The organism is Bradyrhizobium sp. BR 10289 (assembly GCF_019455385.1).
In the GTDB taxonomy this organism is placed as follows: domain Bacteria; phylum Pseudomonadota; class Alphaproteobacteria; order Rhizobiales; family Xanthobacteraceae; genus Bradyrhizobium.
Map to the genome: position 1 here is coordinate 150234 of NZ_JACOFR010000003.1, position 19356 is coordinate 169589.

Genomic DNA, 19356 nt, shown 5'->3' on the forward strand with positions numbered 1-19356 from the left:
GACTACGATACCGTCGCTAGAACACCGCCAGATATTTCAGCAGCGAGACAATGCCGATAATGATGACGATCACCCGCGCGATCTGCTTGGCGCGGCCGTCCATCGGCAGCATGTTGATGAGATAGAGCACGAGAATGACGACGAGGAAGGTGACGAGGACGCCAACCAGCATTGCAGGACCCCCTTCAGGCAAATTGCCAACGATGTCTTAACGCCCGTCCCTCGCGCCAGTTCCATCCGCGCAACCCACTGCAACTTCTAGTAAATACGTAATTCTACCGTCCGGCTGGCTGCCTAAAACTTTACCCTTTTCATTTCAGATGCAGGAGCCGTTTGGGCTCCGAGCCGCAAACGGCATGCGATTGCCGATTCTGCCGCGCCCCCTTTTGTCGATGTTGCCGGGCGCCCTTTACGAACTTTGAAATGGGAATTTTGGGGGGACTTCGATGCTCAATCGTCTGACCGTGTCCGCGCTGCTGAAAGCGGTGATCGCGATTACGTCGGTCTGCGTGGTGATCGCACTCTCGCTCACCGCCTAGGAGTCCTGGGATCGGCTGAAGACCGCCAATCGCATCTCGCAGATCGCCGACGCCTCCGCCGACCTGTTCAAGGCGATGCACAATCTGCGCACCGACCGCTCGACCACGACGCGGCTCCTGAACGCCACCGAACCGCTGGATCCGGAGATGGATAAATACCTGCGCGCCCTGCGCGATGCGCAGATGCCGGCGATGGCGCGCGCACTCGAGCTGCTGCCGGCCATGGATTTCCCGCAATCGGGCACGCTCGTGCCGGAGCTGTCGCGCCTCTACAAATTGCTGGTTGAAGAGCAGAAACAGTTCTGGGAGGACGTTGCCAGACCAAAGGACCAGCGCCGCGCGGGCCTGCCGAAGGAATACCTGGAGACGACGCAGGGCCTGCTCGATGTGCTCGACAAGCTCTCGACCACGCTCGCGGCCACGGTCAACCATCAGGACGCCGCCATCGACCAGCTGCTGTCGATCAAGCAGAACGCCTGGCTGCTGCGTAACACCGCCGGCGAGGCGTCGTTGATCGTCTCGACCGGCCTTGCGGCCGGCAAGATCACGCCTGAGGCCCGCTACAATTATACCCAATATGTCGGCGGCACAGCTGCGATGTGGAAGGCGCTGGACCTGTCCACCTCGGGCATGCAACTGCCGCCGGCGCTCGCCTCAGCCATGGCAGCGGCCAAGACGGCCTATTTCGAGCCGCAATATCTGGCGCTGCGCGACCGTCTCGCGGACGCGCTGGTCAGGGGCGAGAAGGCCGAGATGACCGCCAACCAGTGGAGCCCGCTCACGGTCGGCCGCATGGCGAGCGCGGTCGCTGTGGCCGAAGCCGCCCTCGACGCCGCCAAGGCCCATACGCAGGAGCAGCGCGGTACCGCACGGCGCGCGCTGATCGTGCAGCTCGTGCTGCTGACGCTCGCCATCGGCCTTGCGGCCGGCGCGACCATGCTGGTCAGCCGCCGCGTCATCACCCCGCTCAACACCATCCGCGATGCCATGCTGAAGGTGGCCGGCGGTGACCTCGCCGTCGACAGCGGCTATCTCGACCGTAAGGACGAGATCGGCGCGCTGGCCGGCGCGCTGGAAACCTTCAAGCAGCAGGCGACCGAAAAGCTCAAGATCGAAGAGCACGAGCGCGAGCGCAACCTCGATGCCGCCGCACGCCAGCGCGCGATCGAAGCCTATGTCGGCGAATTCGAAGGCGCGGTGCGCAAGACGCTCGGTGAACTGACCGAAGCCTCCGGCGAGATGCGCAAGACTTCGGGCGATCTCTCGAATGTATCGCGCCAGACCAACGACCGCGTGCAGGTTGCCGGCAAGGCCTCCAGCGACGCCTCGATGAGCGTCGACAGCGTGGCCGCCGCCGCCGAGGAGCTCTCGGCCTCGATCAACGACATCAGCCAGCAGGCCGCCCATGCCGCCGGCATCGCCGGCCGCGCCGTCAGCCAGGCGCGGGAGACTGACGGTACCGTGCAGGGCCTGCAGAAGTCGGCAGGACGCATCGGCGAGGTCGTCGGCCTGATCAACACCATCGCGGCGCAGACCAATCTGCTTGCCCTCAACGCCACCATCGAGGCTGCACGCGCCGGCGAGGCCGGCCGCGGCTTTGCGGTCGTCGCGTCCGAAGTGAAGTCGCTGGCGAGCCAGACCGCGAAGGCAACCGAGGAGATCTCCGAGCAGATCGCCGACATCCAGAAAGTCGCAGGCGATGCCATCAACGCGATCCAGACCATCGGTGGCATCATCGGCGAAGTGAACGAGGTCGCTACCGCCATTGCCGCCGCCGTGCAGGAGCAGGGTGCGGCAACGCAGGAGATCACCCGGAGCACACAGTTCGCCGCGCAGGGCACCAAGAACGTGTCGGACAACATCACCGGCGTCAAAGCCGATGCAGATGCCGCAGCTGCGGCCGCGGACAATGTCAAGCGCGCCTCCGAGGTCCTGGAGAGCCAGAGCCGCCAGCTCGGCGAGGACGTCACCGGCTTCCTCGGCAAGATCCGCGCGGCGTAATTGGAGCGGCAGCGCTCCAACTCACCCGTAATTTTACGGCTGGAACACTGTCTAAGTATTTACCCTTTTCAGGCCAAATGCGCGCATGCGTCTGCTGAATGCAGGCGTGTCTATTGCGCGCATCCCTGTCGGTCGTTGGAAGTTCGTGGGGGGCTGCCGTTTTGGGGCCACGAACTTCGAAATGCGTACCCGGGGTGTCCGATGCTCAATCGCCTGTCCGTATCCACACTGCTGAAAGCGGTGATCCTGTCCACGGCGCTGGTCGTCGTCATCGGCTTCTCGATCAGCGCATGGAATTCCTGGGGGCGGCTGCAGCAAGCCAACCGGATCGTCGCGGTTTCGGCGGCCTCGGCCGACGTGTTCAAGGCGATGGCCAACATCCGGGCCGACCGCGCGACCACCAACCGCCAGCTGGTCGGCGATACCCAGATCGATCCGGAGACCGAGAAATACATCCGCGGCATTCGCGAAGAGCTGATGCCGGCGCTTGCGCGGGCCATCGACATCCTGCCCGCGATCGATATCCCGGAACGAGACAAGATCGTTGCGGATCTTGCGCGGTTGAACAAGGCGCTGCTCGCGCAACAAGCCGAGTTCTGGACCGAGACCGCCAAGCCCAAAGCCTCGCGCCGCGTTGCACTTGCCAGGGAGTATCTCGATAGCGAAGACGAGCTCATGAAGATCCTCGAGAAGCTATCGCCGGTGCTGGCGACCAGCGTCAATCATGAGGATGCCACCATCGATCAGCTGCTGATGATCAAGCAGATGGCGTGGCTGCTGCGCAACACGGCCGGGGAGTACTCGGTGATCGTCGGAAATGCGATCAGCAGCGGCAAGATGGCGCCGGAGACGCAGCTTGCCTTCACCAAGTTCATCGGCGGCACGGAGGCTGCCTGGAACGCGATCGAGCTTGCCGCGACCGGAATGCAGCTGCCGCCGGCGCTTTCCGCGGTCATGGCCGAAACGAAGTCGGTCTATTTCGATCCGCAATATGCGTCCACACGCGACGGCATCGTCGCTGCGGTCGCCAAAGGCGAAAAGCCGCCGATGACGGCCAATCAATGGAGCCCCTTTTCGGTCGGCAAGATGGCGACGGCAATCAAGCTTGCCGACGTAGCGCTCGCCGCCGCCAAGGAACATGCCGTCAATCAACGGGCCGGCGCGCTGCAATCGCTGCTGGTCCAGATCGCGCTGCTGATCGCAGCCATCGTCCTGACCGGCGCCGCCATGCTGGCGATCAGCCGCCGCGTGATCACGCCGCTGCACCGGATCCGCGACGCGATGCTCAAGGTCGCCGGCGGCGACCTCGCCGTCGACAGCGGCTATCTCGAGCGTCATGACGAGATCGGCTCGCTTGCCGGTGCGCTGGAGACATTCAAGCAGCAGGCGATCGACAAGCTCAAGATCGAGGCGCAGGAGCGCGAGCGCAATGCCGGCGCCGCCGCGCGCCAGCGTGCGATCGAGGCCTATGTCGGCGAGTTCGAGGGCGTGGTGCACAAATCGCTGGGCGAGCTGAGCGAGGCCTCCGGCGAGATGCGCAAGACCTCCGCCGACCTCTCTGCCGTGTCGCGCCAGACCAATGAGCGCGTCGAAGTTGCAGGCAGGGCTTCGAACGAGGCCTCCTCCAGCGTCGAGAGCGTTGCGGCCGCGGCTGAGGAGCTCTCGGCCTCCATCAACGACATCAGCCAGCAGGCCGCGCACGCCGCGGGCATCGCCAGCCGCGCCGTCAGCCAGGCCCGCGAGACCGACAGCACCGTGCAGGGGCTCGCGCAATCCGCCGGCCGTATCGGCGAGGTGGTCGGCCTGATCAACACGATCGCGGCCCAGACCAATCTGCTCGCTTTGAACGCCACGATCGAAGCCGCACGCGCCGGCGAAGCGGGCCGCGGCTTTGCCGTCGTCGCATCCGAAGTGAAGTCGCTGGCCAGCCAGACAGCGAAGGCGACCGACGAAATCTCCGAGCAGATCGCCGATATCCAGAAGGTCGCCGGCGATGCCATCAACGCGATCCAGGCGATCGGCGGCATCATCGGCGAGGTCAACGAAGTCGCCACCGCCATTGCCGCCGCCGTGCAGGAACAGGGCGCGGCGACGCAGGAGATCACCCGCAGCACGCAATATGCGGCGCAGGGCACCAAGAACGTGTCGGACAACATCACCGGCGTGAAGGCCGACGCCGACACCGCCGCCGATGCCGCGGAAAACGTCAAGCAGGCCTCCGAGACGCTGGAGACGCAGAGCCGGCAACTCGGCCAGCAGGTGAGTGATTTCCTGGGGAAGATCAGGGCGGCGTAAGAGGCGGGTTGGAACGGAAAGCTGCAGCGCCACCCTCTGTGTCATTCCCGCGAACGCGGGAATCCATAACCACAGGGAGAAGTTTGGGGCGACGGCGGTAACTCCGAGACTTCGCCAAACTGCTCGCTGTGGTGATGGGTCCCGGATCTGCGCTCCGCTTCGCTGCGCTTGTCCGGGACGACAGTCTTCATTGGGTCGCGGGCATGGCCAACTCAGCCACCCTACTCCTTCGCCACCACGGGTACTTGGCGGAATCGCGCCCGCACCGAGTCCGGCAATGGGGAAAAATTCATTGCGACGCCGCGACGGTCATTGGCGTTGCGGTTGGCGACGACGAGACCGTCGCTGCTGGCAACGATATCGCCCTTGCGCAAGGTGGGATCGTCCTCGACCTTGACCTGGGCGAGACCGACCGGATCCTTGCCGTTGCAGGTGCAGCCCGCGACGATCTCGTTACGGTAGCGGAACGCGTTCGGCAGATCGGAATAGGGTTTTCCCTTGTCCGTCGTGGCGTCGTCGATGTTGCCACCATAGACCAGCGACGTCTCCGACGTCGGGCAGAAGCTCTTGCAGGATTGCGCCTTGCTCTCGGCGTCATTTCCCTGAGCCGGGAAATAGCGACCATCGCAGCCACGCACGCAATAGGCGGTGCCGCCGCCATAGGTGCGCTGGCGCGGCGCGTCATAGCGCGGCATGTCGTCGTTCGCGAACGGCATCTGGATCTGCGGCGGGGGCCGCCTTCCGAAGCCGCCGAACAAGGCCGAGAAGAAATCCTCCGCCTGGGCCGACGGCGCCAGCACGAGGCCGAAGGAAGCGGCGGCGAAGACCGTCGCCGCACCAGCGGTCAGCTTGCTCATTGAACGTCTCATCTGACCTCACCCGACTCCTAATTCACGGTCGACGCCGGGATGTTCAGCGCCTGCCGGCCCGAGGACAGGGTCGTCACAGCCGGGCGCTTGCGTGCGGGATCGCCGCCCTTCGCCATCAGCGGCGCGTTCTTCGGCAGCACCACCACCTTGGTGCCGACAGTGACGCGATTGAAGAGATCGCTGACGTCTTCATTGGTCAGGCGAATGCAGCCGGACGACACGAACTTGCCGATCGTGGTGGGATCGTTGGTGCCGTGGATGCGGTATTCGCTGGTGCCGAGATACATGGCGCGCGCGCCGAGCGGATTGCCGGGGCCCCCGGCGACGAAGCGCGGCAGATAAGGCTGGCGCGCGATCATCTCTGCCGGCGGATGCCAATCCGGCCATTCCGCCTTGCGGCTGATGCTCTGGACGCCCGACCAGGTAAAACCTTCGCGGCCGACGCCGACGCCGTAGCGGATCGCGCGGCCATTGCCGAGCACGTAATAGAGATAGGTGTTTGCGGTATCGATTACGATGGTACCGGCGGGCTCGCTGCGGTCGAAGCTGACGATCTGCTTGCGGAGCCGGTCGGGCAGCGCGGCATCCTCGTCGGCGGCCTGCGCCTCGTCATTGACATAGCCCTGGTTGGCGTAACCCTGCGAATAGGTGGGATCCTGCGGATAGGCCTGCGGCTGCATCGGCGCGTAGCCGAGCGTTTGGGCCTGTGCCGCGAACGGCAAGGCCAACAATGCGGTCGCGAAGGCAAGAGCGGTGACGGCGCGCGGCGAGAAGCTGCGACGGACTGAAGACAACTTTGTCATGTGCTGCCCCGTGAGATGTCTGCATCTGGGTGATGCGCTTCCCAACGAACGCAGACGAGGCGATTCGAGTTCCGCCCGGTGATGCGGCTGCGAGGTCACAGTCAAGCGAGCGCAAGTTCACGAAGCCGCGATGGAACCTGGACGCATCTCGGTCGTTTTACGCTCATCAACGGGCGCGCGGAGACTTCCGTGCGGGAGAATGATTGTGCGCGTCCTACCCAGCGAACGTCTGATTCCCGGCAGCAGCGAAGGTGATCCGCTTCCCGGCAGCCACGCCGAGCTGCCGCCGGTGATCCGCCGCACCGAATTCGTCGCCTTTGCGCTCGCCGGCCTGCTCCTGATCGCTATCGTTGCGGTCCTCTACGTGGCCAAAGCGTTCTTCCTCCCGATCGTGATGGCCGTTGTCGCCGGCACCATGCTGTCGCCGGCCGCTTCTTTCCTGGAGCGCCGTCACGTTCCGCGCGCCCTCGGTGCCGTGTTGATCGTGTTAGCGGTGACGACCGTGGTCGCCTTCGTCGTCGCGCTGATCGCCTCGCCGGCCATGGCGTGGAGCTCGCGCCTTCCCGAACTCGGTGCACAATTGAAGGACAAGCTGCATGTCTTCGACCGGCCGCTGGCGCTGTGGCGGGAGCTGCAAACCATGGTCGGCGGCTCGGAAGAACTGCCGAGCCTGCAACTGCCGAAATTCGAATGGGTGCAGCCGACGCTTGAATTCCTGTCACCGACCTTTGCCGAGTTCCTGCTGTTCTTCGCTACCCTGATCCTGTTCATCGCGAGCTGGCGGGATCTGCGGCGGGCGCTGATCATGACCTTCGGCGATCACGACGCCCGGCTGCGCACGCTGCGGATCCTCAACGAGATCGAGGTCCATCTCGGCAACTACCTCTTGACCGTCACCGTCATCAATATCGGCGTGGGCGTCGCGACAGGCATCGTCTGCGCCGTCACCGGCATGCCGAATCCGGCCGGACTCGGCGCGCTGGCGGCGGCGCTCAACTTCATCCCGATCATCGGGCCGGTCGCGATGTTCGTCGTCCTGATCGTGGTGGGACTCGTGGCCTTCCCGACGCTGGGCGGCGGACTGATGGCGGGGCTCGCCTTTGGCGGCATCACCTTCCTGGAAGGACACTTCGTCACGCCGATGATCATCGGCCGGAGGCTGGCGCTGAATGCGCTCGCCGTCTTCGTCGCGCTGGCATTCTGGACCTGGCTGTGGGGGCCGATGGGCGCGTTCCTGTCGTCGCCGCTCCTGATCGTCGGATTGATCCTGAAGGAGCATCTGATGCCGGAGAATTCGCCGCAGCTGCCGCAGGCCTGACCGGTTTCCTCGGAACGGAACTTACCCGGCGAGGAAACGTTTTCCGGCTGTCTCAGCCGCCAACAGTTCGGAGCCGCAGATGTCGACGAGCAATGCCGAAGCCGGGATGAGAGACTGGACCGACAAAGCCACCAGAGACCGCCTCGAGAAGGATGTAGCAGCCGTGAAAAGCGATATCGCCACCCTCACCGACCAGATCACCGACGCCCTCAACACGTTTGCCAATTCCACCGGCAAGCAGGCCCGCCGGGGCTACAAGCAGGCGCGCGAAAACATGGATTCAGCGATGGACGACTGGTCGGAGCGCGGCAGCGCGATGATGGGCGCGGCGCAGGACGCCTACGGCTCGATCGAGGAGTCGCTGGAAGATGCGATCACGCAACGGCCGCTCGCGACCGTCGGGCTCGCGCTCGGTATCGGCTTCCTGATCGGCGCGGCCTGGCGCCGCTGAAAGTAGCAGGACGAAAAGCGGAACGGCGGCGCGAGAGGCGCCGTCGCTGGCTCGTGGCGATTTGAGGAGCAAGGCGATGTTTCAGCGTATCATCGACGGGATCAGTGCCTCGACCGGCACGACTGTACGGCTGACATCCCTTGCCGCAGGCGCAGCCTTTGCGCTGTTCATCACAACCTGCTTCCTTTGCGCCGCCGCCTTCATCTCGGTCCTCCAGAAATATGGACCCGTGCAGGCCTGCCTCGCGGGTGCCGGCGTTTTCTTTCTGCTGACCCTGACCGCAGCGGTGAGCTATTGGGCCTATAAACGGCAGTTGCGCAAAGCGGCTCACATCGCCGCCGAGCGCGCCGCGAAGTCGACGTCGCAAAGCATGCTCGCCGATCCCATGCTGCTCGCCACCGGGCTGCAAATCGTCCGCGCGATCGGGGTCAAGCGGCTTCTGCCCATCCTGGCGATCGGCGGCGTCGCCCTCGGAATCATGGCAAGCCGCGCCGGCGTGCCCGACGAGGCGGCGGCTGAACCGGCCGAGTAACGGCGGAAAGCTCAATCAGTCCGGCTGCGGACGATGCAGACCGCGGCCACCACCAGCGGTACGGCGAGCGCGATCCATGACAGCGGCAGCCATAGTCCGGTCTGGCCCAGCAGGGCCGACAGCAGGCCCAAAATGCTGAAGCAAGCGAGCAAGGCCGGCCAACGCCAGATCAGGCTCGGCGAACGATTGGTCATTCTGCGGCTCCCGGCGACGACAGCGGCATCGCTGCGGGGGACCGCCGTTGCATCCTCGCGGCCCGCGACCGCGCGAGCCAGAGGTACAGCCCGCTGCCGAGCACGACGATGGTGACGAGGTCGAGCAGCACCCAGATGATCTTCAGCGGCATGCCGCCGTAATCGCCGAAATGCAGGGGACGCGACAGCTCCAGCGCCCGCAAATACCAGGGCATCATCACCGCCGACACCACGGCACCGCTTCTGGCATCGACCAGCACCGGGCTGAACAGCCGGGAAGTCAGCGGCTCCTTGCCCTTGGTCCAGACCAGGTAGTGGAACGGCGAGCCGAACGGGGAACCCGGATACACCACGCTTGTCGTGACCATGTCGGGGAATGCCAGCTTCACGGCATCATAGGCCGCCTGCGGTGATGACAGTTCGGAGGTCCGCGGCACCGGCTTGCCGCGCATCGGCGCCAGCATCGCGCGTACGTCGGTCTGCTGCCACAGCGCGAACAGCGGCGTCGAGAGCTCGTTGATCACGCCGGTGGCGCCGACCACCAGCGCCCAGCCGAGCGTGACCACGCCGAGCAGATTGTGCAGGTCGAGCCATTTCAGCCGCCGCGACCGGGCCGCACGGACAGTGCCGAAATCGAGCTTGCGCATGAACGGCCCGTAGATCGCGATGCCGGAGACGATCGCCGCGATGAACAGCAGGGCCATCGCGCCGAGGAACAGCTCGCCCGACAGCCCCATGAAGAGGTCGCGGTGCAGCGACAGCATCAATTGCACGAAGGTGAGCCCGTCCTCGCCGAACGGCTTGGTTTGCTTCAGCACGTCGCCGGTGTGGGCGTCGAACCGGATCGAGTGGAGCGATTTGCGGTTGGCAGTGAACGCCTCCCAGGAGCTCGCCATGAACACCATGATCTTGGGCTCGTCGTCGTCGACGAACACCGAGATGATGGTCTCGCCCGGGTACAGCTTCCGGCTGGCGTCGACGACCCGGTCGAGGCTGACATTGGGCGTACCTTCGGGCACCTGCGCATAGGGCAAGGCGTCGTCGAGCATCCCGTCGATCTCGTCGCGCAGCACCAGCGGCAGGCCGGTGACGCAGATCAGGAGCAGGAACAGCGTGCAGACGAGGCTCGACCATTTATGCACGAACAGCCAGCGCCGCAGCGCGGGCTTTCGTTCATAGGCCCGATCGCCGAAGGCCATTTGCGCGCTCATGTCCGTCACCATTTATAGCGCAGCGTCGCAATCACATTGCGGCGAAGGCCGTAATAGCAGCCGGTATCCTGGCAGACCTCCACATAGGTCTTGTCGAAGAGATTGGTGGCATTGACGCTGGCGAGGAAGCCCTTGAATTGCGGACCAAGTGCCGCAAGGTCGTAATGCATGCCGAGATCAAACAAGGTCGTGGCAGGGACGTCGAACGTATTGAGCGAATTGCCCGGCGCGGCGCCGAGATAGCGGACCCCGCCCGACAGGCCGAAGCCGTCGAGTGCGCCGCCATGAAAGGTGTAGTCCGCCCACAGCGAAGCGGCGTGAAGCGGAATGCCGGGAACGCGCTTGCCGAGGTTCGTCGTATTCGACTCGGTATTGACGAGCTCGGTATAGGTGTAGGCGCCGAGCATGGTGAGATTGCGGTTGATCTCGCTCTTGCCTTCGAGCTCGACGCCGCGCGAACGCACCTTGCCGGTCTGCACGTTGGAGCGCACGCCTCCGATGATGTGGGTCGGGTCGGGATCGGGCGTCAGCACGTTCTGCTGCTCGAGGTTGAAGGCCGCGAGGGTCAGAAGGGTCTTCGGATCTGGCTGGTACTTGACGCCGACCTCCTCCTGCTGGCCTCGCGTCGGCTTGAATGCCTGGCCGAAGAAGTTGGTGCCGAGCCGCGGCTGGAACGATTCGGTATACTGGACATAGGGCGCGACGCCATTGTCGAACTTGTAGAGCAGCGCCGCACGCTTGGTCAGTGCGCCGTCCGATTTCGGCGCGGTCGTGCTGGCCAGAAGGTTGTCGGTGTTGAGGTCGGCCTGGTCGTAGCGCAAGCCGAGCAGCGCGACGAAGCCGCCGAGCTTGACCTGATCCTGGCCATAGAATCCGACCTGCTCCAGTCTCTGACGGTTGTAAGAGGTGACGGGCGGGGTCGGGAGCGGCAGGCCGTAGACGGGATCGAAAGCATTGATCGCAGGCACACCCGTCGTCGTGCCGCGGTTGAGCGCGGTATCGACCGAGTTGCGATAGTCGATGCCAAGCAACGCGGTATGATCGAGCGGGCCGGCCTTGAACTTGAATTCGCCCTGGTTGTCGAGCGCGAGCGAGCGCAGCGTCTCATAGGTCGTGTAGACGCCGCGTGACAGACTGAACGGGTTGCTCCCCGTCGGCGAGACCACCGCGAAATCGGTGGAATTGTCCATGTAGCGCAGGTTCTGCCGCACCGTGAGCACGTTGTTGAAGCGGTGCTCGAACAGGTAGCCGATGGAGGCGACGGTGCGATCGGTCTTGTCGAAGCCCGGCTCGCCCGAATAGAAGCTGGTCGGAATCTTCGCCCCGCCGGCGGCCGGAAAAACCGTGCCATTGGCCGGCAGCAGGTTGAAGAAGCCGGCCTTGGGATCGCGCTGATAGGTGCCGAGAACCGTGAACGTAGTCTGGTTGTCCGGCCGCCAGGTGAGCGACGGCGCGATCGAGACGCGCTGATAGCCGGTATGGTTGACCTGGCTGCCGACATCGAAGCCGGACGCGGTGAAGCGGTAGAGAAACTCCTTGTTCTTGTCGATCGGCCCGGACAGATCGACGCCCGCCTGGGCGCGACCATAGCTGCCGGTCGAGACGAACATCTCGTGATAGGGCTCGAGCGTCGGTCGCTTGGAAACGAGGTCCACCACGCCGCCGGGTGACGCCTGGCCGTACAGAACCGAGGCCGGACCATGCAGGATCTCGACGCGCTCGAGATTGAACGGCTCGATGATCGGATAGGCAAAGATGCTCGCATTCATCAGCCTGAGCGAGTCGAGATACTGATCGGCGAGGAAACCACGAATGTAGATCTGATCGAAGCGTGCATCGGCCCCTTGCGCTTCGGCCCGCACGCCCGAGGTGTAGCGCACCGCCTGCGAGACGCTCTGCGCGCCCTGTGCCTGGATCTGGTCCTGGGTCACGACGGAGATCGCGACGGGCGTCTCGATCAGCGGCGTATCGGTCTTGGTGCCGGTGCCGCTGCGGGTAGCGACCATGCCGTCGACATGGCCGAAAGCCGATTCCTTGCGGCCGGCGCCGGCGCCAGCCCCGGCTGCAGCCGCGGCGGCGGCGCTCGCGGCCACACTCGCGCGGGCGGCGGCACGCGCACGGGCTGCGTTGCGGCTGCGTGCAGAGGACGTATTGATCCGCTTCGGAGCCGCGCTGGCCTGAACGATGACAGGGACGAGCTCGGTACCCGCGCCAGCGGTCGAACCTGCCGCCGATGATTGTGCCGCTGCCCCTCCACTCACGATGGTCAGAACGACTGAGCTAACGGCCCCTGCGAGCCGCCAGCGCCCCACTTCCAAGATGCCCACTTGCCACTTCCCCAACTTCCAACGGCTGCGCATCTGCAGCCGGAGCTAGGAGTTACCGCGGCGGTTCAACGTTGCGGGCTAGAGGCCCTCCAAACTGGAGCTTTACTATTTCCAAGGTACAGAGACGCTGCAACCACGCGCAGAGCCGTGCCGTCGCGCGCCTGTACTGGCGATACGCCACTGCGGGCGGACCGGCTCTGTTTCTGAAAGTTGCGTCGGAGGCCGGCTACACGGGGCTGTACCAGCGTGCCGGCACACGTTCTGCGTAATTTTTCGCCACTGGAGACAAATCGAGCCGGTCTCACGCAAATGCTACTCGGACAGGCACGAGATTGCCGGTAAAAACATCACCCTGATTCACAAACCTATTTTACTCAATGAAACCGTCCGTCAAGGCGAACCTCGCCGCATTTCGTCACGACGCCAGGCTCTATTTGACGCTCGGCATCGCCAACTGGTCGGTGTTCGTCGACCACATCCCGAACAACGTTGTCAATTTGCTGACGCTGCGCAATTTCGGCTTCAGCGGTGCAGCCGACCTGTTCGTGTTCGTGGTGGGCTATGGCGTCGCCATCATCCACGGCAGGATGACGCTCGAGCGCGGCTACGTCGTCGCGGCGACGCGGATCTTTCGCCGGGTCTGGCGGCTCTACGCCGCCTATGTGGTGCTGTTCGTGATCTATATCGACACCATCGCCTATGTCGCCTCACAGTCGATGGCGCCGGAGCTCATCCAGGAATACAACATCTCGGGAATTCTCGAGCACCCGCTGCGCATCCTGATCCAGGGATTGTTGCTCCAGGAAGAGCCGCTCAACCTCGACCTGCTGCAGTTGATGATCCCGCTGATGGCGTTCTTCCCGTTCGCATTGTGGGGTCTGCTGCGCCGTCCGAACCTGACGCTGGCGATGTCGGTCGCGCTGTATTTCGCCGCGCGGTGGTTCGGCTGGAATTTTCACGTCTACCCCGACCAGGAATGGACCTTCAATCCATTCTGCTGGCAGATGCTGATGGTGCTGGGCGGCTGGTTCGCCGTCACAGGCGCACCCGGACGCGCGCTGCACGGGACGTCCTGGCTGCGGATCGTCGCCGGCGTCTATCTCATCCTCGCGATGGCCATCACGCTGATGCGGCATTCGCCGGCGCTGTCCGCTTACCTGCCGGACGTCCTCCTCAACGGCATCGCGCCGACCGACAAGGAAAACCTCGCGCCCTATCGCGTGATCCATTTCCTCGCGCTCGCCTTCCTCGCGACCTATTTCATTCCGGCCGATCACCCCGGCCTGACATGGCGGCCGCTTCAGGCTGTGATCACATGCGGCGAGGAATGGCTCGCGGTCTTCTGTGTCGCCGTGTTTCTGTCGCTGGCCGGCCACATCATCCTGATCACCGGTGCGAACCTGGTAGTGATGCAGATCGCCGTGAGCATCATTGGCTTCGCGGCGATGACGGCGGTCGCCTATTACATCGCATGGTCGAAGCGGCAGGACCTGCCAGCGGCGCTGCGGCAGCAGGCCTAAAACCCTGTTCCGATGGAATCGGAACGGGCCTCCCAATTCTTGTTTTGACGCATTTTCTCGACGCGAGCCGGTATCCACTTCACTCGAAAACGCTCTCGCCAAATATTCGTGCGATTCTGCTAGGCCCGATGGCGAGCCTGCGCTATGCCGAGTAGCTTTGCGTGGAGACGGCGTGACGATGGCGAAAGACGGGGGTGACGAGGCTGACGGCGCGCCGAGGCGCGGGCGGCCGAGGTCGATCGAGACCACCAACGCCATTCTGGAAAGCGCCTATGCTCTGATGGCCACCACGGGTCTCGCCACCACCACCATCGACGCGGTGGCGCGGCACTCCAGCGTCTCCAAAATGACGATCTACAAATGGTGGCCGTCACGCGAAGCACTGCTGATCGACGCCTTCCTGCACCACGCCGCGCAGATGCTGCCGCTGCCGCCGGTGAGTACCGGCACGGCCGCTTCACGCGCGCGCCGCCATGCCGCGGCCTATGCCGAGGCGCTCCAGAGCGAGTTCGGCAAGGTGCAGCTCGCGGTGATCTCCGAATGCATCTCCAAGACCGGCTCGGCCGAGCTGTTCTACGCGCGCTATTTGCAGTTCCGCCGCGACGCACTTGTCGAGATGATCGCAGCGGGCCAGAAGGATGGCAGCGTCCTCGCCGAGGGCGCGCCGGAGGATCTCTACGACGCGATCTATGGCAGCCTGTTCTACCGCTATGTCTTCGGCATTGCGCCGGTCACGGCGGCCTATGCGCGCAATCTGGTCGACATGGTGCTGCGGCCGAAGAACTAAAGCATGATCCGGAAAAGTGCGAAGCGGTTTTCCGAAAAGATCATGCTCAAACAATAACCTATAGCGCGATGACGATTCATCCCAATCTCATCGCGCTATAGTCGCCGCTTCTATCGTGCTGGCCGCACCGGCGCCGAGATCTTGTCGGTTCGATCGCGCTCGGTCATGTCGACCACCGTCTCCATCGGCGCGGTCAATTCATAGACATAGGAGACCTCGGTGAAGTAACGCTTGGCGGTGCCGCCGAGCGCCTCGGGCGCGACGCGGTCGAGCAGGATCAGGCCAAAATCCGAATCCGGCCGGCGCGTCGCCTCGCTGGTGTTGAACTCCTCCCAGCGGAAATGGAAGACCTCCTCGGTCCCCTCGCCGGTCACCGTCCAGTTCGCGGTGATGTGCGGGTGCTTGCCGACCAGCGAGAGGCCCTCGTCGGAATGCGAGGCCAGCTCGAAGAACAGCAGCGACAGGCTCTGCGCCGCGCGCGCGCTGACGGCGATATCGGGGCCGGTGACGGCGATGCGGTCCGCATGCGGGATGGCGCGCGCCTCGAACAGGCCCTTCAGCTTGACGCCCTGCCACTGGCTCTCGCTGAGCAGCGAGACCACGTTGGACATGGCGTGAATGCGGCCGATCAAGAGCTCGCGCGCGACGTCGATGTCCGAGCCGTGGCGCAGCGTGCGCGTCACGATCGACTGGATCACCGCCAGGATGTTCTTCACGCGATGATTCAGCTCGTCGATCACAGCGGTCAGCCGGCGCTCGAAGCCGATCCGCACCTGGATCTCCCGGCTGAGCCGCAAGTTGTTATAGGCAACATAGCCAAACAGGCCGCACACCATCGCGGTGATGGCCAGGCCGATCGCCGCGACGATGATCGCTGTCTGCTCGGCACGCCGCGCCGAATTGCTCTTGGCGTAATAGCCGAGCTGCCAGTCGCGGCCGCCGAAGCTCACCGTGCGCATCGCCGATGGCGCCGGTCCGTCCGGTGTCGTCATGCGCATGGAAACGACGCCCTGATCGTTGGCGATCAGTTCGCTATTTTCCTTCCGCGGGTCCTTGAGTGCGACGGAGAACAACGACAGATCGTCGTTGGTCAGCATCAGCGAGGCGAGCTCGTAGGAAAACGTGATGAAGCCGACGGGCTCGGTCGCACCTTCAGGGATGACGGGCGCAGCAACGATGACGCCGATCGCACCATTTGCGCGCGTGAGCGGCACCGGGTCGGAGGCGACCGACCGCTTCTCGATCCGGGCCCGCGCGAGCATCGCGCTGCGGACCGGGTCCTGGTCATAGCTGCGGCCGGGCAACGCCTTGGTCTCGTCGCTGCGCGGCTCGAGGTCCATCAGCACGTCGATCGGGTGGGTCAGGCTCGCGGTATCGATCGGCTTGTCGCCGTAGTCGCGGATTTGCGACTTGGGGAAGCCGGCGGCCGCGATCGCCGCCTGTGCTGCCGCAATCTCGCTGGGCTGCAGCCGGGCGACCCAGCCGGCCACCACGAAGTCGGTCTTGAAGGCATAGATCGCCGAGCGCAGCGGCTCCAGCATGTTGGGCTTGAGCACCGACGGCGCGCGGAACAGGCCTGAGGCGACACGCGCGAGCAGCTCGCGCTCGGTCAAGCGGTCCTGGACCAGGCTCGCATGGACATCGATGGCGCGCGCCAGCGCGATCCGGTCCAGCGCCAGCTCCTGGTCGTGGACGCGGTAAGCCGCAAGCCCGGAGAGCAAGGCTCCGAGCAGAGCAATAAAGCCGATGATGAAACCCAGCCGGACCACGCGACTACTCAGGCGAAAGCAGGAGGTCGGCAATAAACACGGAGCATATCAACGCCGCTCGAACGGCCATGTGCCGAAACAGGGTGGACCCCAGTGGCAGAGATAATGAAGGAGGAGACATCGCTACGCAACTTGGGTCGCCTGAAAAGCTTAATCCGCCCGGCCGATGGTCCGGCCAAATCGACTTACAAGACGGCTCTGCCCCGGGCACCGGAGGTAAACAATCGCCGTGTCGGAAATTTGTTCCGCTGCCGGGGCTCCGCCTCAGGTGTTAACGGCGAAAAACGCCTGCGCCAAGTCGTCGCGTCGGTCAGCCCGCCCGTTTCAAGCCGCCTTTGGCCTCGATGAAACCGACGATGCGGTCGAGCCCGGCGCTCTTCTTCAGATTGGTCATGACGAAGGGACGCTCGCCGCGCATGCGCTTTGCGTCCGTCTCCATCTTTTCGAGGGAGGCGCCGACATGGGGGGCAAGGTCGATCTTGTTGATGACGAGGAGGTCGGAGCGAGTGATGCCGGGGCCACCCTTGGACGGGATCTTGTCGCCGGCGGCGACATCGATCACGTAGATGGTGAGGTCGGCCAGTTCAGGGGAAAACGTGGCGGCGAGATTGTCGCCGCCGGATTCGATCAGCACGAGGTCGAGGCCGGGGAATTTCGCGCGCATGTCGGCGACAGCCGCGAGATTCATCGAGGCGTCCTCGCGGATGGCGGTGTGCGGACAGCCACCGGTCTCGACGCCGGCGATGCGGTCCGGCGTCAGCGAGCCGGAGCGCACCAGGAATTCCGCATCCCATTTGGTGTAGATGTCGTTGGTGATCGCGGCGATGTCGTAGCGCTCGCGCATGGTCTTGCAGAGCAGGTCCATCAGCGCCGTCTTGCCCGATCCGACCGGGCCGCCGACACCGACACGCAGGGGACCGTGAGATTTCGACATGTGACTTGCTCTCTCTTGATCAGTTGAAGGCCGCATCGCTCACGAGCGAAACAGCCGCGTATATTGCGTCTCGTGCCTGAGGCTGGCGAGATCGGCGCGGAACGTCGCGCTGCCGAGATCGTCCAGTGTCGCATCCAGCGCACGATGGGCGGTCGCGGCAACCGCCCGCTCCAGCTTCACCAGCACGCGCTGGCTGTCGGTCTGGCCGAGCGGAATGAGGCGACTCGCCGCGGAAATCCAGTTTGAGACCAGCGCATGCAGGAAAGCGTGCAGCGTCGGCGCCAGCGGCACGCCATGCTGAGCTGCGACCACGCCGACAGCGACGGGATAGACCAGTGGCGTGCGGCATGCCGCGACCATGGCATCCAGACCTTCCGCATCCCACGCGGCGCGGGAGATGTCGATGAAGGCGCGGCCCTGCGAGGTGGTCTCGAGCTGCCGCTCGCGCGAGGGCACGAAGGCGCTCGCAAGCTCGGCGATCTCGCTCAGGCTGGCGTCGTCGCCGTCTTCAGCGGCGCGATAGGCATGGACCAGAAACGTCGCGTCACACAAGCCGGAGCCGTCGCCGAGCATCGCATCGAGCCAGTCGGCCAACGTTGCGATGTCGGTGATGTCGCCCGCCTCAACCGCCCATTCGATGCCGCTGGAATAGGAGAAACCGCCGACGGGAAACGCCGGCGACAACCAGGTCATCAGCCGGTACAGCGCCGCCGCCTCGCGCTCGGCGAGGTCGCCGGCACCGACCTGCTCATTTGTGGTCATGAGCATGCTGGTGGCCGTGGTGATGGTCGGGGTGGTCGCAATGCTCGTCGTGATGATGGTGATCGTGGCTGTGGCTGTGGCCGTGGTCATGCGCGGCATGATCATGGTGGTCATGACCATGATCATGGTGATGATGGCCGTGATCATGCTGGGCATGATCGTGGTGCGCATGGTCATCATGACCATGCGCGTGACCGGCATCGGCGTAGGCGCCACCTTCAGGATCGAACGGCGCCTCGATCTCGATCACGCGCGCGCCGAGGCCCTTCACCATGGCCTCGATGACGTGGTCGCGGCGGATGCGCAGGCTCTTGGCCATGATCTGCGTCGGCAGATGACGGTTGCCGAGGTGCCAGCCGACGCGGATGAGGTGGTGCGGATCGCGGCCGCGGATCTCGAGCAGCGGCTCGGGCGCAGCGACCACTTCGACCAGCCTTCCGTCCTCCAGCACCAGCGCATCGCCGCCGCGCAGCGCGACGGCGTTCTCCAGGTCGAGCAGGAATTCGAGCCCCCGAGTCCCCGTCATCGCCATGCGGCGGCGGTGCCGGTCGTCGAAATCGAGCACGACCGTATCCGCCGGCGTGTCCGTGAAGCGGTGCTGTCCCTTGACCTGCGTTGCCCGGATCATTCGCTGTTATCCTGTTACCGTACTTCGACCTTCTCGGGCGTGATCACCTCGATCTTCGGCGGCGCCGTGAAGCACTTTACGGCGACGCGGCCGAAAATCTTCATGTGCTCCTGGGTCCGATGCGGCACCAGCGCCTCGGCATTTTCCCACTGCTCGACGAACACCATCTTGGTGGGATCGGTGACGCTCTCGTGCAGATCATAGGCGATATTGCCGGGCTCCTTCCGCGTCTCCTTGATGCAGGCGGTGGCGGCTGCAATGAATTCGGCACGCGTCTCGGGCTTGATGGTCAGGGTGGCAACGACGTAAATCACGAGAAATCCTCCCGGCTTTTCTTCTCAAGGGTTAGATACCGGGCGGGACATTAGACCAGCCGGGATCGAACGCAAAACCGGAAAAGCCGTACCCGGACATGC

The 19356-nt window shown here is 64.4% G+C and carries 17 protein-coding genes and 1 pseudogene; 7 read left to right on the forward strand and 11 right to left on the reverse strand.

Annotated elements, in window-relative coordinates:
- Nucleotides 1-16 precede the first annotated feature (16 nt).
- Nucleotides 17-172 (reverse strand): Thivi_2564 family membrane protein, encoded by a 156-nt coding sequence (locus HYH08_RS07335; RefSeq protein WP_008546817.1) that lies wholly within the window; start codon nt 170-172, stop codon nt 17-19.
- A gap of 274 nt (nt 173-446) precedes the next feature.
- Here HYH08_RS07335 and HYH08_RS07340 point away from each other — a divergent pair.
- Nucleotides 447-2540: pseudogene (locus HYH08_RS07340) on the forward strand (methyl-accepting chemotaxis protein).
- Nucleotides 2541-2741: 201 nt separating this feature from the next.
- On the forward strand, nt 2742-4835 hold the full coding sequence (locus HYH08_RS07345; RefSeq protein WP_220009097.1) for a methyl-accepting chemotaxis protein: 2094 nt from the start codon (nt 2742-2744) through the stop codon (nt 4833-4835).
- A gap of 221 nt (nt 4836-5056) precedes the next feature.
- Here HYH08_RS07345 and HYH08_RS07350 read toward each other — a convergent pair whose 3' ends face one another.
- Together HYH08_RS07350 and HYH08_RS07355 are read right to left on the reverse strand one after the other, a co-directional pair.
- Nucleotides 5057-5692 (reverse strand): DUF2865 domain-containing protein, encoded by a 636-nt coding sequence (locus HYH08_RS07350; RefSeq protein WP_228747621.1) that lies wholly within the window; start codon nt 5690-5692, stop codon nt 5057-5059.
- A 29-nt stretch (nt 5693-5721) separates the two neighbouring features.
- The gene (locus tag HYH08_RS07355) at nt 5722-6507 is read right to left on the reverse strand and encodes a L,D-transpeptidase (protein WP_220009099.1); all 786 of its coding nucleotides are present in this window, start codon (nt 6505-6507) and stop codon (nt 5722-5724) included.
- Nucleotides 6508-6712: 205 nt separating this feature from the next.
- On the opposite strand from HYH08_RS07355, the gene HYH08_RS07360 reads away from it, so the two are divergent.
- The 3 genes from HYH08_RS07360 to HYH08_RS07370 all read left to right on the forward strand — a co-directional run bounded on the left by HYH08_RS07360 (nt 6713) and on the right by HYH08_RS07370 (nt 8808).
- Nucleotides 6713-7825, forward strand: coding sequence for an AI-2E family transporter (locus HYH08_RS07360; protein ID WP_220009100.1), 1113 nt, complete (start codon nt 6713-6715; stop codon nt 7823-7825).
- A gap of 79 nt (nt 7826-7904) precedes the next feature.
- Nucleotides 7905-8276 (forward strand): ElaB/YgaM/YqjD family protein, encoded by a 372-nt coding sequence (locus tag HYH08_RS07365; RefSeq protein ID WP_220009101.1) that lies wholly within the window; start codon nt 7905-7907, stop codon nt 8274-8276.
- A gap of 76 nt (nt 8277-8352) precedes the next feature.
- The gene (locus HYH08_RS07370) at nt 8353-8808 is read left to right on the forward strand and encodes a hypothetical protein (RefSeq protein WP_220009102.1); all 456 of its coding nucleotides are present in this window, start codon (nt 8353-8355) and stop codon (nt 8806-8808) included.
- An 11-nt stretch (nt 8809-8819) separates the two neighbouring features.
- On the opposite strand, the gene HYH08_RS07375 is transcribed toward HYH08_RS07370, so the two are convergent.
- Genes HYH08_RS07375 through HYH08_RS07385 form a run of 3 tightly spaced genes read right to left on the reverse strand, consistent with a single transcriptional unit; the run spans nt 8820 to nt 12540 of the window.
- Nucleotides 8820-9002 carry a hypothetical protein gene (locus tag HYH08_RS07375; protein WP_220009103.1) on the reverse strand — a complete coding sequence of 61 codons (183 nt, stop codon included), beginning with the start codon at nt 9000-9002 and terminating at the stop codon, nt 8820-8822.
- Nucleotides 8999-10213, reverse strand: a complete 1215-nt coding sequence (locus HYH08_RS07380) for a PepSY-associated TM helix domain-containing protein (protein WP_228747624.1) — start codon at nt 10211-10213, stop codon at nt 8999-9001. The genes HYH08_RS07375 and HYH08_RS07380 overlap by 4 nt, the downstream gene beginning before the upstream one ends.
- Nucleotides 10214-10218: 5 nt before the next feature.
- Nucleotides 10219-12540: a TonB-dependent siderophore receptor gene (locus HYH08_RS07385; RefSeq protein WP_349631404.1), complete on the reverse strand. Its 2322-nt coding sequence runs from the start codon at nt 12538-12540 to the stop codon at nt 10219-10221.
- A 377-nt stretch (nt 12541-12917) separates the two neighbouring features.
- Here HYH08_RS07385 and HYH08_RS07390 point away from each other — a divergent pair, with 377 nt between their 5' ends.
- Nucleotides 12918-14060: an OpgC domain-containing protein gene (locus tag HYH08_RS07390; protein WP_220009105.1), complete on the forward strand. Its 1143-nt coding sequence runs from the start codon at nt 12918-12920 to the stop codon at nt 14058-14060.
- Nucleotides 14061-14238: 178 nt separating this feature from the next.
- The gene (locus HYH08_RS07395; RefSeq protein ID WP_502787555.1) at nt 14239-14847 is read left to right on the forward strand and encodes a TetR/AcrR family transcriptional regulator; all 609 of its coding nucleotides are present in this window, start codon (nt 14239-14241) and stop codon (nt 14845-14847) included.
- A 110-nt stretch (nt 14848-14957) separates the two neighbouring features.
- Here the strand turns inward: HYH08_RS07395 and HYH08_RS07400 are convergent, their stop codons facing one another.
- The 5 genes from HYH08_RS07400 to HYH08_RS07420 all read right to left on the reverse strand — a co-directional run bounded on the left by HYH08_RS07400 (nt 14958) and on the right by HYH08_RS07420 (nt 19254).
- On the reverse strand, nt 14958-16616 hold the full coding sequence (locus tag HYH08_RS07400) for a CHASE domain-containing protein (RefSeq protein WP_220009107.1): 1659 nt from the start codon (nt 16614-16616) through the stop codon (nt 14958-14960).
- Between the two features lie 310 nt (nt 16617-16926).
- Nucleotides 16927-17550 carry an urease accessory protein UreG gene (gene ureG / locus HYH08_RS07405; RefSeq protein ID WP_220009108.1) on the reverse strand — a complete coding sequence of 208 codons (624 nt, stop codon included), beginning with the start codon at nt 17548-17550 and terminating at the stop codon, nt 16927-16929.
- Between the two features lie 39 nt (nt 17551-17589).
- On the reverse strand, nt 17590-18318 hold the full coding sequence (locus tag HYH08_RS07410; protein ID WP_220009392.1) for an urease accessory protein UreF: 729 nt from the start codon (nt 18316-18318) through the stop codon (nt 17590-17592).
- Nucleotides 18299-18940 carry an urease accessory protein UreE gene (gene ureE, locus HYH08_RS07415; protein ID WP_220009109.1) on the reverse strand — a complete coding sequence of 214 codons (642 nt, stop codon included), beginning with the start codon at nt 18938-18940 and terminating at the stop codon, nt 18299-18301. Before ureE ends, HYH08_RS07410 begins: the two co-directional genes overlap by 20 nt.
- A gap of 14 nt (nt 18941-18954) precedes the next feature.
- Complete coding sequence (locus tag HYH08_RS07420; RefSeq protein ID WP_220009110.1) at nt 18955-19254, reverse strand: putative quinol monooxygenase; 300 nt, start codon at nt 19252-19254, stop codon at nt 18955-18957.
- Nucleotides 19255-19356: the final 102 nt, after the last annotated feature.